This is a genomic window from Microbulbifer agarilyticus S89, from assembly GCF_000220505.1.
Lineage (GTDB): Bacteria > Pseudomonadota > Gammaproteobacteria > Pseudomonadales > Cellvibrionaceae > Microbulbifer > Microbulbifer agarilyticus_B.
The window spans coordinates 42,145-57,502 of record NZ_AFPJ01000005.1 but is presented as its reverse complement, the minus strand read 5'-3'; the positions used below and the strand labels follow the sequence as shown (position 1 = coordinate 57,502).

Annotated in this window: 15 protein-coding genes; 5 read left to right on the top strand and 10 right to left on the bottom strand. The window is 58.8% G+C overall.

Annotated features, from left to right (window positions below; genetic code table 11):
- On the bottom strand, positions 1-1,293 hold a 1,293-nt coding region (locus tag AS89_RS0100780), incomplete at its 3' end, for a dicarboxylate/amino acid:cation symporter (protein ID WP_010130317.1).
- A gap of 227 nt (positions 1,294-1,520) precedes the next feature.
- Between AS89_RS0100780 and AS89_RS0100775 the strand changes: the two genes are divergently transcribed.
- From AS89_RS0100775 to phoR, 4 genes are all read left to right on the top strand, one after another.
- Positions 1,521-2,096, top strand: a complete 576-nt coding sequence (locus AS89_RS0100775) for a chorismate--pyruvate lyase family protein (protein ID WP_010130316.1) — start codon at positions 1,521-1,523, stop codon at positions 2,094-2,096.
- Positions 2,097-2,140: 44 nt separating this feature from the next.
- Positions 2,141-3,028 (top strand): 4-hydroxybenzoate octaprenyltransferase, encoded by an 888-nt coding sequence (ubiA, locus tag AS89_RS0100770; protein WP_010130315.1) that lies wholly within the window; start codon positions 2,141-2,143, stop codon positions 3,026-3,028.
- Between the two features lie 200 nt (positions 3,029-3,228).
- Positions 3,229-3,933 (top strand): phosphate regulon transcriptional regulator PhoB, encoded by a 705-nt coding sequence (phoB, locus tag AS89_RS0100765; RefSeq protein WP_010130314.1) that lies wholly within the window; start codon positions 3,229-3,231, stop codon positions 3,931-3,933.
- A 96-nt stretch (positions 3,934-4,029) separates the two neighbouring features.
- Entirely contained in the window at positions 4,030-5,349 is a 1,320-nt protein-coding gene (phoR, locus tag AS89_RS0100760) for a phosphate regulon sensor histidine kinase PhoR (protein WP_010130313.1), read from the top strand.
- A gap of 82 nt (positions 5,350-5,431) precedes the next feature.
- Here the strand turns inward: phoR and AS89_RS0100755 are convergent, their stop codons facing one another.
- The 3 genes from AS89_RS0100755 to AS89_RS0100745 all read right to left on the bottom strand — a co-directional run bounded on the left by AS89_RS0100755 (position 5,432) and on the right by AS89_RS0100745 (position 7,195).
- The gene (locus AS89_RS0100755; protein WP_010130312.1) at positions 5,432-5,797 is read right to left on the bottom strand and encodes a hypothetical protein; all 366 of its coding nucleotides are present in this window, start codon (positions 5,795-5,797) and stop codon (positions 5,432-5,434) included.
- A 37-nt stretch (positions 5,798-5,834) separates the two neighbouring features.
- On the bottom strand, positions 5,835-6,614 hold the full coding sequence (gene yaaA / locus AS89_RS0100750) for a peroxide stress protein YaaA (RefSeq protein ID WP_010130311.1): 780 nt from the start codon (positions 6,612-6,614) through the stop codon (positions 5,835-5,837).
- 89 nt (positions 6,615-6,703) lie between these two features.
- On the bottom strand, positions 6,704-7,195 hold the full coding sequence (locus AS89_RS0100745) for a DUF4265 domain-containing protein (RefSeq protein ID WP_010130308.1): 492 nt from the start codon (positions 7,193-7,195) through the stop codon (positions 6,704-6,706).
- 66 nt (positions 7,196-7,261) lie between these two features.
- On the opposite strand from AS89_RS0100745, the gene AS89_RS0100740 reads away from it, so the two are divergent.
- The gene (locus tag AS89_RS0100740; RefSeq protein ID WP_010130307.1) at positions 7,262-8,554 is read left to right on the top strand and encodes a M48 family metalloprotease; all 1,293 of its coding nucleotides are present in this window, start codon (positions 7,262-7,264) and stop codon (positions 8,552-8,554) included.
- A gap of 79 nt (positions 8,555-8,633) precedes the next feature.
- Here AS89_RS0100740 and AS89_RS0100735 read toward each other — a convergent pair whose 3' ends face one another.
- From AS89_RS0100735 to AS89_RS0100710, 6 genes are all read right to left on the bottom strand, one after another.
- Complete coding sequence (locus tag AS89_RS0100735) at positions 8,634-9,434, bottom strand: putative porin (protein WP_010130306.1); 801 nt, start codon at positions 9,432-9,434, stop codon at positions 8,634-8,636.
- Positions 9,435-9,707: 273 nt separating this feature from the next.
- Complete coding sequence (gene phoU, locus AS89_RS0100730) at positions 9,708-10,403, bottom strand: phosphate signaling complex protein PhoU (protein WP_010130305.1); 696 nt, start codon at positions 10,401-10,403, stop codon at positions 9,708-9,710.
- 25 nt (positions 10,404-10,428) lie between these two features.
- The gene (gene pstB / locus AS89_RS0100725) at positions 10,429-11,337 is read right to left on the bottom strand and encodes a phosphate ABC transporter ATP-binding protein PstB (RefSeq protein ID WP_010130304.1); all 909 of its coding nucleotides are present in this window, start codon (positions 11,335-11,337) and stop codon (positions 10,429-10,431) included.
- A 51-nt stretch (positions 11,338-11,388) separates the two neighbouring features.
- Positions 11,389-12,690 carry a phosphate ABC transporter permease PstA gene (gene pstA / locus AS89_RS0100720; RefSeq protein ID WP_010130302.1) on the bottom strand — a complete coding sequence of 434 codons (1,302 nt, stop codon included), beginning with the start codon at positions 12,688-12,690 and terminating at the stop codon, positions 11,389-11,391.
- Entirely contained in the window at positions 12,683-14,062 is a 1,380-nt protein-coding gene (pstC, locus tag AS89_RS0100715) for a phosphate ABC transporter permease subunit PstC (protein WP_010130301.1), read from the bottom strand. Before pstC ends, pstA begins: the two co-directional genes overlap by 8 nt.
- A 161-nt stretch (positions 14,063-14,223) precedes the next feature.
- On the bottom strand, positions 14,224-15,291 hold the full coding sequence (locus AS89_RS0100710; protein WP_010130300.1) for a PstS family phosphate ABC transporter substrate-binding protein: 1,068 nt from the start codon (positions 15,289-15,291) through the stop codon (positions 14,224-14,226).
- Between the last annotated feature and the right edge of the window lie 67 nt (positions 15,292-15,358).

The following is a 15,358-nucleotide window of genomic DNA, read 5'->3' as shown; positions in this document are numbered from 1 at the left end:
CCCGTCACCATGATCCACGACACTGTTGTAGTTTTCGTCGTTAAATGTACTGACGTCCAGCGCACCCTCGCTCTTTGCGACCACCGTACTCACCACCGCATCCCCGGTAATATTCACCGCGGTACGCACCATATCCAGCAGGCGATCCACACCCATCACAATCGCAATACCTTCCACCGGCAGGCCTACCTGGCCAAGCACCATGGCCAGCATGATCAAGCCGACACCGGGCACCCCGGCGGTACCTACCGACGCGAGTGTTGCGGTCAGAATAACCGTCAGGTAACCCATCAGGCCGATCTCGATGCCGTACAGCTGGGAAATAAACACGGTGGCCACACCCTGCATAATCGCGGTGCCATCCATGTTGATGGTCGCCCCCAAGGGCACGGTGAAGGAAGCCACCTTGTTATCCACACCCAGGCGCTTTTCCACCGTTTGCAGGGTAACCGGAATGGTCGCGGCAGATGAGGCGGTACTGAAGGCAAAGGCCATCGCCGGGCGCATTTTCTTCAGCAGTTGCAACGGGTTCAGGCCCGACAGCAGCTTCAGCAGCAGCGGGTAAACCCCGAGTGCGTGCACCATCAGCGCCAGCAGCACCACACTGAAATATTTGGCCAGGGTGGGAATAGCGTCCAGGCCCAGCAGGGCAATCTTGTTCGCCAGCAGGGCAAACACACCGTAGGGCGCGAACGCCATCAGCACGCCCACCATGCGCAAAATGACATCGTTCAGGTCATTGAAAAAGGCCGCTACCCGCTGTCCCGGCTTGCCACTGCGGGAAATGGCGTAGCCCAGCAACAGCGCGAACACGATGATCTGCAACATATTGCCTTCGGCCATCGCCTGCACCGGGTTGGTGGGGAAGATATTGACCAGCACATCCGACAGCGGCGGAGACTGTTTTGCCTCAAACTGTGCGTCGCCCGCCAGATGCTCCATTCCCGCGCCCGGCTGAATGACCAGTGCCAGCATCAACGCCAGGGAGATCGCCACCGCGGTCGTCAGCATGTACAGAGCCAGGGTCTTGCCCGCCAGTACGCCAACCCGACTGCCCTCCGACAGGGCGCAGGCACCGCAGATCAGCGATACCAGCACCAGCGGCACCACCATCAGCTTGAGCGAGGCGATGAAGATCCGACCAATAATGTCGAACAGGCCGTTGGTGAGGTAGTTGTTGATAAAGGAGGTGACCGCCTCGCCCAGAATCTGGCTGGAATTGAGTACGTTGAACAGCAGGCCAAGGCCGATGCCCGCGATCATGGCCAGTACGATTTTTTTGGTAAGCCCCATGGTCCTTCCCGTTTATGCACACCTTGCAGTGGCAATTCATTATTTTGTGCAGTGTAGATACCGGCGGCGGCACGAGCACAGCGCCCGTACAGCCGGCATCCACCAATTGCCAGCGAATGCGCCACTATATCGACCTCGCCGGCGGGGGGCAAAGCGCGTTCCCCTGATGGCGCGCTCGGGTACAATGCAGCTTGATCTAACCACCACGAACTTGCGCGGAGTCAGCGTTGTACCACTCCCCCTTTGAGGCCATCGGCGATTGGCACCCTCAACCCCTGGAAGGCCTGCACGGCCAGACGCCCCCGGAGCAGCTGCTGCCCTGGTTGCTGCACCCGGGCTCGCTGACCGCCGCCCTCAAGCGTCTGGGCGCGGGCGCCTTCCGCGTACAAATACTCAATCAGGGCTGGCAGACACCGCGGCCTGAAGAGCGCCGCGCACTCAACCTGAAAGACCGCAGCCGCGCGCTGGTGCGCGAGGTGCTGCTGTACGGCGACAGCGAGCAGCCCTGGGTCTATGCCCGCAGTGTGCTGCCAGAACGTACCCTCACCGGTAAATCCCGCTATTTGCGCGGCCTCGACAACCGCCCGCTCGGCGAACTGCTGTTCAGCCAGCCGGACATCCGCCGCGGGCCCATCGTCCTCAACCGTCTCGCGCGCAACCCGCACTGCCAACAACCAGAGCTAAGTGGCAGCGCACCCCACGCCTGGGGGCGCCGCTCCACCTTCTGGCTGCAGGACAAGCCCCTGCTGGTTGCAGAGACTTTTCTGAGCGGTTTCAATCCCCATACCGCGCCGATGGCGTAAGCGCACCAGCACCTCAAAGTACTCAGCGAACACGGGAAGCCACCATGCAAGCTATCAGCCACCAGATCCAACAGCGTTGGCCCGCAGCCCTGCCGTATTGGCAACTGACACGCATGGACCGACCGATCGGCTCGCTGTTGCTGCTGTGGCCGACCTGGAGCGCACTGTGGATTGCCGCCGAGGGCTGGCCGGGCCTGCACCTGTTCCTAGTGTTTACCCTGGGCGTCATCCTCACCCGCGCGGCGGGCTGCGCGATTAACGACTTTGCCGACCGCAATATCGATGGCCACGTAAAGCGCACCAAACAGCGTCCGCTCGCCACCGGTGCCGCGACCCCCAAAGGCGCACTGATGCTGTTCGCCGGGTTGATGCTGGTGGCGTTTTTACTGGTGCTGACCACCAATCGCCTCACTATTTTGCTGGCATTACCGGCGCTGGCGCTGGCCTTCTGTTACCCCTTCGCCAAGCGCTATACCCATCTGCCGCAGGTGGTGCTCGGTTCGGCATTCAGCATGGGCATTCCCATGGCCTTTGCCGCGGTGACCGGCGAGATACCAGCGATTGCCTGGCTGCTGTTTACCGCCAACCTGCTGTGGACCGTGGCTTACGATACTTTTTACGCCATGGTGGACCGGGATGACGACCTGCAAATCGGCGTCAAGTCCACCGCCATTCTGTTTGGCGAGCTGGACAAGGCGATGACCGCCAGCCTGCAGGCCATGGTCGTCGTGGCGTTACTGATGCTGGGCGGGCGTGCGGAGCTGGGCGCGCTGTATTACGGCGGCGTGGCTGTTATGGCCGGGTTGTTTGCCTATCAGCAGTGGCTGATTCGCGACCGGCAACGGGATGCCTGCTTCAAGGCGTTCCTAAACAACAATCTTGCGGGCATGGCGCTTTTTGCTGGAATATTTGTCCACTATCTCGCGCTTTAGGTAGCCACCATGACCTGGCATTCCGTTACCCTGAACGCCTGTCATATGTTTGTCACCAAAGTGACGTTAAATGGCCACTCTACAATAGTCAGTTGAGGCTGGCGCTACAGTCTACGAGGCAGGACGCCACGAGGCGCCGCAGCGGAGGTTGTGAAGCACCGCCGAAGCGACAGCAAACTCATTTAGGGTATGGCAGGCAGATGCACAGCAAGACGATCCTTATAGTCGACGACGAAGCCCCGGTGCGCGACATGTTGCGCGTGGCACTGGAGATGGCAGATTACCGCTGCCTGGAAGCAGAAAACGCGCAGGCGGCCCACGCCCTGGTGATCGACGAAAAACCCGACCTTATCCTGCTGGACTGGATGTTGCCGGATGTCTCCGGGGTGGAACTGGCGCGCCGCCTGAAGCGCGATGAGCTCACCGCGTCCCTGCCCATCGTCATGCTCACCGCCAAGGGCGAGGAAGACCACAAGATCAAGGGCCTGGAGATGGGCGCCGACGACTATATCACCAAGCCCTTTTCGCCCCGCGAGCTGGTTGCACGACTCAAGGCCGTATTGCGCCGCGCCGGCCCCAGCGCCCCGGAAGAGCCTCTCACCGCCGGTGGCCTGGTGCTCGACCCGATCAGCCACCGCGTCACCATCAACGGCAATGCGGTGGAAATGGGGCCGACAGAATTCCGTCTGCTGACCTTTTTCCTCAGCCATCAGGAACGTGCCTACACCCGCACCCAGCTACTCGACCACGTGTGGGGCGGCAACGTGTATGTGGAAGAGCGCACCGTCGACGTACACATCCGGCGCCTGCGCAAGGCGTTGACCATCGATGGCCATGAACGCTACATTCAGACCGTGCGTGGGACCGGTTATCGCTTTTCAGTGCAGACCGTCGAACGGGTATAATCCCGCCCATCGAACCTTAGCAGCGGGCCCGCTGTACCGCCCGGCGGCGCACCGAATCGCACTTCGCTGCGCCCCCAACAAGATGGCCAAACCCTCATGCTCGATCGCAGTATTGGCGAGTTGTCGCGTTTTATCATCATAGCCCTGGGCACCACCATCCTCGGTTTCGCCAGCGGACACTGGTGGTTGGCACTGTGCTTCGGCCTCGCCGTCTATCTCATCTGGCTGCTGTGGCAACAAAACCGCTTCGACCGCTGGCTGTCCAATGGCCGCCGTGGCCCGGCTCCGACCAATTTTGGGGTGTGGGGCGACATCACCGACGATTTCTACCGGATACAACGCCGCCACCGCAAGGAAAAGCAAAAGCTGCACGCCATGCTGCGCCGGGTACAGGACAGCACCAGCGCGCTGCGCGAAGGCATTGTGGCGCTGGAAGATGACGGCAACCTGGCCTGGTGGAACCCGGTGGCCGGCGAAATGTTGCGCTTGCAGGGGGAGGACAGCGGCCAGCCCATCGTGAACTTCGTGCGCGACCCGCGCTTTGTCACCCATATGCACGACCGCATGCGCGGGGCCAAACAGGGTGACCTGCAGCCGATTACCCTGCCGGCACCCGGGGACGACTCGCGCATTCTGCAGATGGAAGTGACCCGCTTCGGCCAGGACGAAGCGCTGGTGATCGTGCGCGACATTACCCGGCTGCACAATCTGGAGCAGATGCGCCGGGATTTCGTCGCCAATGTATCCCATGAGCTGCGCACCCCGCTCACGGTGATTGCCGGCTACCTGGAGACCTTGCAGGAAAGCGGCCAGGCGCCGCGTAACTGGGAGCGGCCACTGGGACAGATGGGCGAACAGACCAAGCGCATGACACGCCTGGTCAACGACCTGTTGCTACTCGCCCGCCTGGAAACTTCCGAGCGCGATAGCGGGCGCGACCGCATCGCCGTACATGGGCTGATGGAGCGCGTCGCCGACGAAGCCCGCTCACTGAGCGGCGGCAGACACCAGGTCTCCGTGGTCTGCGACGCAGACTGCACCATTACTGGCGACGCCGGTGAGCTGCACAGCGCCTTTGCCAACCTGGCGTTCAATGCGGTCAAGTACAGCCCGGATGGCGGCCCCATCGAGCTGCGCTGGCGGGTAGACGCCAGCGGTGGCCATTTTGCAGTCAAGGATTCGGGGATCGGTATCGACCCGTTGCATATCCCGCGCCTTACCGAGCGTTTCTACCGGGTCGATGCGGGCCGCTCTCGCGAGAGTGGTGGCACCGGCCTGGGCCTCGCCATCGTCAAGCATGTGCTGCTGCGCCACAGTGCCAATATGAGTATCAGCAGTGTGCCGGGCCGCGGCAGTACCTTCACGCTCAATTTCCCCAGGGAGAAACTGACCCAGGCCAGTTCGGCCACCAGCTGATCCCATGCAGCGCGGAGATTACAGAGACAAAAAACGCCCGTCAGGGGCTTTTTTTATGCTGTTTGAAGCAGTAAAGCGAAACTTACCCTTCCAGCTCTTTGAGCGTACGCGCTTCGCCCGCTGCCGTGTACTCCACCGACTCGTCGCCCGTGAGCGGCTGGGCGGTACGCTCACGCACGGTGATGTGCACCAGTTTGCGCGCGCTGTCGCGGATCAGCAGATGCTCGCGACCTTCATCGTCCACCGGCAGGTTGCGCTCGCCGATCAAGGCATCGCGCAGGGCGCGCAGTTGTGGCGTATCGCGGTAGCGATCGAGGTCCTTGGAATACTTGAGCTTCATGCGCTCGGATTCATGCAGTGCAGCGGCGGTCTCGCGATACTTGGCAAAGAAAAACACCGCGGCGATTGCAGCGGCAATAGTGACGGCAATTTCAAACCATGGCGGCATAAGTGTGCTCCTGTGTTCTGCTCTGGGTATTGGTTGTTCAGGCTGGCTGTTCGTCGCGCAGGAAGACCCAGTCATTGCCTTTGGAGTGTTCTTCACTGAAATAATATCCAGCCACATCAAACGCTTTCAGCTGCTCCGCCTGCTTCACGCGGTTGTCGATGGCCCAGCGGCTCATCATGCCCCGGGCCTTTTTCGCAAAGAAGCTGATCATCTTGTACTGGCCGTTTTTCCAGTCCTTGAAGTGCGGTGTCACCACGTCTGCCTGCAGGTTTTTCACCTGTACCGACTTGAAGTACTCGTTGGACGCCAGGTTCACCAGCTGCTTGCTTTTGAGTTCAGCAAGCTGGGTATTCAGGGCATCGGTAATTTTGCCGTCCCAGAATTCATACAGGTTTTTACCACCGCGGTTGGCAAACTTGGTGCCCATCTCCAGGCGATAGGGTTGCATCAGGTCCAGCGGGCGCAGCAGGCCATACAGACCCGACAGCATGCGCAGATGCTTTTGCGCAAAATTGAAGTCGCGCTTGCCCATAGTTTCCGCGGCCAGCCCGGTATACACATCGCCCTTGAACGCGAGCAGGGCGGGGCGGGCATTGCCATCGGTGAACGGGCTCTTCCAGCTGTGGAAACGGTCGTAATTCAGTACCCCAATCTTGTCGGAGACCTTCATCAGGTTAGAGATATCCTGCGGACTCAGCGCCTTCAATTCCTTGATCAGCGCGGCGGACTCCTTGAGGAAGTCCGGCTGAGTAGTGTCGAGCGCGGGTATCTTGCTCTCGTAGTCGAGGGTTTTCGCGGGGGAGATAACAATCAGCATTCAGAGGGCTCTAATTCAATTCTCTAGTTGTTTGAGTCGCCTAAAGCGTAACGAGCGAGTGGCTGGAGGTGACCGCCTGCGCAGTAGCTTTATTCGGGCTTCAGAATATCCTGCCACCAGTTCAGTGGGGTCTGCCCATCGACCGGATCGTACACGTTGCCGTAGTACCAGACGCTGTTGGCACCATCGCAGGCACTGTTGAGGATCTTCTCAATCTGGTCAAACCCGCAACTCACATGAATGCTGTACACCAGCAAACGTGGTGATTCGAGGTCTAGCTCCCCACCCAGTTTTTCCAGTTGTGGAGTGAGCTGGTCGGAAAGCTTGGTGCTGTCGCCACGGCAAAAGATACGCACCGCCAGATTGCCGGAGCGCTTTACCAGCTCAAAACTGGGCTTTTCAGGATCCTCGCGGTTGACTTTGATGGTGTCACCGCTGGCAATACCTTTGATAAACGCCGGAGAGCGTACCAGCTGCACACTGTCGTCCTCGTTCACTTTTACCTGGAGGCGCTCGACCACCGGTTCCCCATCTGGATTGGTACCGGCAAACAATTCAATAATCTGCAGTGCGGTCGTCATAACCCTCTCCCCGGACTGTGTACAATAGTGTGCTATTCGCGAACCGCATTATACAGGGAGAGAACTATGTTTCCGCGCTCAATCTCAAACCGGCTCCTGGCCATCGCCACTGCTGCATCCCTCTCTGCCGGGCTGGCCGGCTGTGCGGTCAACCCGGTGACCGGCAAGAAAGAGCTCTCGCTGATGTCCCAAGGGCAGGAAGTGGCGCTGGGTGAGCAGCAATACCCCAAGGCGCAGCAGACCCAGGGTGGCGAATACCTGATCGACCCGGCGCTGCAGAGCTATGTGCGCAATGTGGGGCAGAAGCTGGCGCGGGTATCGGACCAACCCAACCTGCCTTATGAGTTCGTGGTGTTGAATAACTCCACGCCCAACGCCTGGGCGCTGCCCGGTGGCAAGATCGCCATTAACCGTGGCTTGCTGGTACTGCTGGAAGACGAGGCAGAGCTGGCGGCGGTACTGGGTCACGAGATTGTGCATGCCGCGGCGCGACATTCCGCAGCGGCCATGTCACAGCAGCAGATTCTTGGCGCCGGTATCGCCATCCTCGGTGCCACCACGCAGAACACCGGTTACGGTGACCTGATCTCCCTCGGCAGCCAGTTTGGCGGCTCCGCCTACATAGCCAAATATGGTCGTGACAACGAGCTGGAGTCCGACCGCTACGGCATGAAGTATATGGCGGCGGCCGGGTACGACCCGCAGGGTGCGGTGCGCCTGCAGAAGAAATTTGTCGAGCTGTCCAAGGGGCGTCAGTCCGGTGGGTTAGAGGCACTGTTCGCCAGCCACCCGCCGTCACAAGCGCGCGTGGATGCGAATATCCAGCATGCGAAAAAACTTCCCGCCGGTACCACCAATCGCAGCCAGTACCAGCGTGCCATCGCGCAACTGAAACGAGACGCAGATGCGTACAAGAGTTACGACGAGGCGCTAGCTGCGGTAAAGGCCAAAAATTACGACCAGGCACTGACACTCACGCGCCGGGCTCAACAGCAGCAACCGAAGGAAGCCGCATTCTATGCACTGGAAGGAGACCTGCTGGCGCAAAAGAAACAATACCAGCCGGCACTGCGCTCGTATGAAACCGCGGTACAGAAGAATCCAACACTGTTTTCCAACTGGCTGATGCGCGGCATGCTCAACGCAGAGCTGAAAAACTATACCGCCGCCGAGCGCGACCTGCAGCGTTCCACCCGCTACCTGGAAACGCCCCATGCCCACTATTATCTCGGGCAGGTTTATGAGCAGCAGGGCAACACCAAGAACGCACTGAGCCACTACCAGACCGCCGCCAAGGGCGGAGGTGACATCGGTAGCAAGGCGCAGGCGCGAGTGCAGGCGTTAAGCGGCCAGGGATAAGTTTTTCCGGGAACAGAAACAAAAAAGCGGGCGAATTTCTTCGCCCGCTTTTTTTATGCGCGATTTCCGCTGGCAACGATTACAGCTGCACGGTTACACCGAGGCTGAATACATCCAGGTCATCGAAGTCGCGGTTGGAGCCGTAGGCGACCTTGGCGGCAACATTGCGATTGAAAAAATGGGTCGCGTCGAAATAGTAGCTTTCGTCTTCCGCATAACCGGCGCCGATCGAGGTGTTTTCGTTAAAGTAAAACTCGATATCACCACCCCAGAACACGTCAGAGTTGTCGGTATCGGTCAGTGACAGGCCCGCGGTCAGGTACTGGCCACCGGACAGTGCAGTGAAATACTTGGAGGATACGCTGCGGTAATCAAAATCGTCGTCCACTTCGGCGGTAAAACCGATGTAGTCGTTGCCGTTCAACTGGTGGTTATATTGACCACGGAACAGCAGGACGGTGTCTTCGTCTTCAGGCTTGACCGCTTCCACTTCGGCAAGCAGGTTCGGAGTGAACAGGAAGCCCGCGCCGACACTGTAATCGGTGGAGAAATCATCGTCCTGCAATTCGCCGAATACTTTCCACTGGCCGGTGAAGTATTCACCACCAATGGTCAATGCATCGCTACTGCTACCGTCAGCATCGGAGTAGGCAAAACCACCGTAGATATTGGAAACCGGCAGAATGTAATTGAATTCCTTGCGCGGCCCCAGGGTCTCCAGGGCACCAAAGTAGTATTGGGACTGGAAACTCAACGTATCGACGTCGAACGCACCGAAATCGGCAGAGGTGTAGTCGACATCGGTGAAAGAATTATATTGCTCTGCGGAAGCGACCGCAGAAGCCAGCATCAATGGCAATGCTGCAAACTTGAACTTCATAGAAGTATTCCCTGTTTAAGTTACATCTGTACTTGCGTACCCATCCGATTTGCACAATGGCAAAGTCGGCGCGGATTCTATGCAAACGACAATATGGGTGCAATAAAAAGTAGAAATTGCGACACTCGTACCAAATACCAATCTATTTTTAGTATGAAGATCAAGTTCGCGGGCGCAGTGTGACAGGGCAAGTCTGAACCGAGGCTGAATTAAAAAAGGCCGCGTAAGCGGCCTTTTTCTAGCGATGCAATGTGCAAATTTTTGCGTATGCTGTTATCGCAGGTTTTGCTCATTGCCGTGGCGAATGTCCGCACCCTGAACCAGGTACACCACCTGCTCGCAGATGTTCTTGGCATGGTCGCCGATACGCTCCAGAGAGCGCAGTGTCCACAGCACATTCATTACCCGCGAGATACTGCGCGGGTCTTCCATCATGTAGGTGACCATTTCACGCACCGCACTGCGGTAATCCATGTCCACCTGCTCGTCCTCGGCGAGGGTCGCCATTGCAGACTTCACGTCAAAACGGGTATAGGCGTCGAGCGCATCGTTCAGCATTTTGCGCACAGCATTGGCGATGTGCCGAATCTCGGTGTAGCCACGCGGGGCCGAACCCTCGTCGGTCAGGGCGATGGCCATCTTGGCGATTTTGCTTGCCTCATCACCCACGCGCTCCAGGTCGCGGGCGATACGGATCACGGACATCACCATGCGCAGGTCGGAGGCGGCGGGCTGGCGCTTGGCGATAATCAGCGTCGCGTGCTCGTCCACTTCCATTTCGCAGCGGTCGATATCCTCTTCCACACGCAAAACCTTTTCCGCCAACTCACTGTCGGCGTTGGCCAGCGCTTCGACGGCGTCGGCGACCTGGCGGGTTACGAGGCCGCCCATTTCCAGCATTTCCGTCTTGAGACTCTCAAGATCTTCGTTGAACTGGCGTGAGATGTGTTGATCGAAATGCATATCCATGGTGTTTTGTCCGCTTCCCTCAACCTTAGCCGAAACGGCCAGTAATGTACGCTTCGGTCAGATCGTGCTCGGGGTTGGTGAACACGGTCTCGGTGTCATTGACCTCTACCAGCTTGCCCAGGTGGAAGTAGGCGGTACGCTGGCTCACTCGCGCAGCCTGCTGCATGGAGTGGGTGACGATGGCGATGGTGTAGTTTTCGCGCAGCTCGTGAATCAGCTCTTCGATACGCGCGGTGGCAATCGGGTCCAAGGCGGAGCAGGGCTCATCCATCAGGATCACTTCCGGGCTTACCGCGATGGCGCGGGCGATACACAGGCGCTGCTGCTGACCACCGGAGAGGCCGGTGCCCGGCTTGTCCAGGCGATCTTTGACTTCGTTCCACAGGCCGGCGCGACGCAGGCTGTTTTCCACAATTTCATCCAGTTCCGCGCGACGGCTGGCGATGCCGTGGATCTTCGGACCATAGGCCACGTTGTCGTAGATGGACTTGGGGAAGGGGTTCGGCTTCTGGAACACCATACCCACACGCGCGCGCAGCGGTACCACGTCAACCTTGGGGCCGTAGATGGCTTCGCCATCCAGAGTCAGGTCGCCTTCTACGCGACAGCCTTCAATGGTGTCGTTCATGCGGTTCAGGCAGCGCAGGAAGGTGGACTTACCACAACCGGAAGGGCCAATCATCGCAACCACCTGGTTGCGGCCGATATCCAGGCTGACATCGTGAATCGCCTGGCTCTCGCCATAAAACACGTTCACGTTGCGCATGCGCAGCTTGGCTTCATCGCAGAAGGGGCTGCCGACGGTTTCGGCAATATCTTCCTGGGTTTTCACTGAGGTGGACTCCGTGGCCGGCTTGTTGCTCAAGTCGGTGGCTGAATTGGGTTTGTCTTGCGCCGGTACTGCTGCGCCGGCGTTCAGGGTCATGCTTGTCATGGCTCACTCTCGATTCGCAATCTTAACATCCGCAGGTTACGCACACGCGCATTACCAGCGGCGCTCGAGTTTCTTGCGCAGCCACACTGCGCAGGTGTTCATGGTGATCAGGACTGCCAGCAGTACCATGATCGCGGCGGACGTACGCTCAACAAAAGCGCGCTCCGGGCTGTCTGCCCACAGGAAAATCTGTACCGGCAGCACCGTGGACGGGTCGGTAATGCCGTGCGGCACGTCCACAATAAACGCCACCATACCGATCATCAGCAGCGGCGCGGTTTCGCCCAGCGCCTGTGCCATACCGATAATGGCTCCGGTGAGCATGCCGGGCATGGCCAGCGGCAATACGTGATGCAGTACTACCTGCATGCGCGAGGCACCCATGCCCATAGCCGCTTCGCGGATCGATGGCGGCACCGACTTCAGCGCGGCACGGCTGGAAATAATGATCGTGGGCAGGGTCATCAGCGTCAGTACCAAACCGCCGACCAAGGGCGCAGAGCGCGGCAGCTCGAAGAAGTTGATAAAGATTGCCAGGCCCAGCAGACCAAATACGATGGAAGGCACTGCGGCGAGGTTGTTGATGTTCACCTCAATCAGGTCGGTCCAGCGATTCTTCGGCGCAAACTCTTCCAGATAAATGGCCGCGGCCACGCCAATCGGGAAGGACAGCGCCAGGGTTACCAGCAGGGTAAACAGCGAGCCCATCAATGCTGCGCGGATACCGGCCTGCTCGGGTTCGCGGGAATCACCATTGGTAAAGAAGGTGGTGTTGAAGCGCTTCTCCAGTTCGCCGGTAGCGAGCAGGGACTTGATCCACTCCGCCTTCTGTTCGGAGGTACGCCCGAGGAAACCCTCTTCGGACTTGGACAGGCTTTTTACATAGGTGTCCACGTCATCATCGGCGTTAAACCACAGGGTTTCCGATTTACCCAGCAGCGCCGGGTTTTGCTGCAGGCGCTCGCGCAACTCAAAGCCGGCACCGTTGGACACCAGCGAGTAGAGTTCGCGCTTGTCGCGACGGCCGCTCACCTCGGGAAAGCGCTCGCGCAGGGCGTTGCGAATCACCGCATCAAAGTTAGCCCACGCCAGGCTCTCATCATCGACGCTATCGATACCGAGGACCGCAGGATCATAAGTCACATTCAGCTCGATGTCGGTCTGCACGAACGCGCTGCTGCCCTTACTGATAATGTCGGTAAACAGCACTACGACCGCGAGGATGCCAAAAGCGATACTGGCGATCCCAAAACCGCGGAAGATCTTTTCCTTGCGGTGACGGCTGGCAAGGCGCGACTCGATACGTTCGCGCACCTGCTCCTGGGTCAAGTTGGATTGAGTCAGATCAGTCATACTGTTCCCGGTATTTTTTCACTACGTGCAGGGCAATAAAGTTCAGAATCAGGGTGCTGATAAACAGCATCAGACCAAGTGCAAAGGCAGCAAGGGTCTTCGGACTGTCAAATTCCTGGTCACCCACCAGCAGCGTCACAATCTGTACGGTAACCGTGGTGACCGACTCCAGTGGGTTTGCGGTGAGATTCGCGGCAAGGCCCGCGGCCATTACCACGATCATGGTTTCACCAATCGCGCGGGATACCGCCAGCAGTACACCACCGACAATGCCCGGCAGGGCAGCAGGGATCACCACTTTGCGCACGGTTTCCGACTTGGTGGAACCGAGACCGAGGGCGCCGTCGCGCAGGGACTGGGGCACCGCGTTGATCACGTCGTCGGAAAGGGACGACACGAACGGAATAATCATTACGCCCATCACCAGACCGGCGGCCAGCGCACTTTCGCTGGATGCCTGCAGCCCCATGGACTGGGCGAGGTCGCGGATAAATGGGGCTACGGTCAGTGCGGCGAAGAAGCCGTACACCACGGTGGGTACACCGGCGAGGATTTCCAGTAGCGGCTTGGCCACGGAACGCACTTTTTTACCGGCGTATTCCGCCAGGTAAATGGCAGACATCAGACCCACCGGCACTGCCACAAACATGGCGATGGCGGAAACCAGCAGGGTACCGGTAAACAGCGGAACCGCACCAAAGGCACCACTGGAGCCAACCTGGTCCGCACGCAGTGCCATCTGCGGGCTCCAGTGCAGGCCAAACAGGAATTCGGTGACCGGTACCGACTGGAAGAAGCGCAGCGACTCGAACAGCACCGACAGCAGGATGCCCACGGTGGTGAAGATGGCCGCACAGGCACATGCCAGCAGAATAATGCGCAGCACCTTTTCGACTTTTTCCCGCGCGCGCATTTCCGGAGAGATACGCAGGAATGCGTAGGCACCGAGACCGATTGACAGAATCAGGATCAATGCGGTCTGCATCCAGCGGCCACTCTCGCGCAGGTTCGCCAAGTGCGCCGCGGCATCTTGCAACTGCGGCGTCGCGTTGCCAACCAGGTTACCCGCGGTCAGATTCTGGATCTGTGCATACAGCAGATTTTGTCCGGCAATGGATTCTGGCTTGTCGGCGATACCGCCCATCACCAGCGCGCGGATAATCGCATCGTCAAAAATAAGCCAGCAAGCCAGAATAATCAGGGCGGGAAGACCACACCAGAGTGCGGTATGCACACCGTAGTAGCTCGGCAATGACGCCAGGCTGCGGACACCACCACCACTGCGGGCAGCGGCAATCGCGCGGCTAAAACCAGTGCCGTAGGCCACCAGTATCAGCAACAGCAGCAGGGCGAAGAGAGTAGGAGTCTGCATCGATTCGCTCGGTTATCTCTAGGTACAAAAAACGTCGGCCATTATCAACGGTTGTATCCGCAATTGCATGGCGCGGTAAAAATTGCAGGTTTCAAATACGTAAAAAGCCAAGCCCTTCTTCAGGGCTTGGCCGGTAAATCCATCTACCTTTTATTTCGCTGTTATTTAGCAGCCAAATTAGTCAGCGCATTCAGCTTGCGAACGTTGTTGGCAACCTTCTGACGCTCGGCGGTCGGCAGCGGGATCATACCCTTGTCTGCCAGGTAGCCTTCCTCGCCCCAGGCGCGGTCGTTGGTGAACTCGGCCAGGAACTGCTTGATGCCCGGTACCACGTCAACATGCGCTTTCTTCACGTACACGAACAGCGGACGGGAAACCGGGTAGCTGTTGTCAGCGATGGATTCAAAAGTCGGCTCTTGGCCTTCGATCAGGGAACCCTGAACCTTGTCGGCGTTCTGATCCAGGAAGCTGAAGCCGAAGATGCCCAGTGCGTTCGGGTTGGCAGCCAGCTTGTTGACGATCAGGTTGTCGTTCTCGCCCGCTTCTACATAGAAGCCGTCTTCACGTACGTTGTGACAGATGGCTTTGTAAGCGCTCTTGTCGGACTTCTTCTTGGCTGCGATCCAGTCAAACTTCTTACAGCCACCTTCCATCGCCAGCTCAGCGAAAGCGTCACGGGTACCGGAAGTCGGGGGCGGGCCCAGAACTTCGATCTTCGCAGCCGGCAGAGTCGGGTTTACGTCTTTCCAGGTTTTGTACGGGTTAGGTACCAGAGTCTCGGAACCGTCCGGGTTCGGCACGTCTTTGGCCAGCGCCAGGAAGATGTCCTTGCGGCTCAGCTCGAACGGCTTGGCGGTCTTGGCGTTGGCCAGCACGATGCCGTCGTAACCGATCTGAACTTCAACAACGTCAACGCCGTTGCCGTTACACATTTCCAGCTCGGACTGCTTGATGCGACGGGAAGCACCGGTGATGTCGGCAGTACTCTCGCCAACGCCCTGACAGAACAGCTTCATGCCGCCGCCGGTACCGGTGGATTCAACAACCGGAGTCTTGAACTGAGTGGCACGGCTGAAACGCTCGGCAACAACAGTGGTGAACGGGTAAACGGTTGAGGAACCGACGATGCTGATGTGATCGCGCGCTGCCAGGGCCGCGTTGGAGGCCGCAATGGTCAGGGCCGCCAGAGCCGAAGCCAGGACTTTTTTACTCGCGGAACGGTTGTTCATGATGTCTCCAAAAGTGGTCGAATTATCTGCACGCGGAGCATGCTATTTCCAACTGGTGACGATTCTA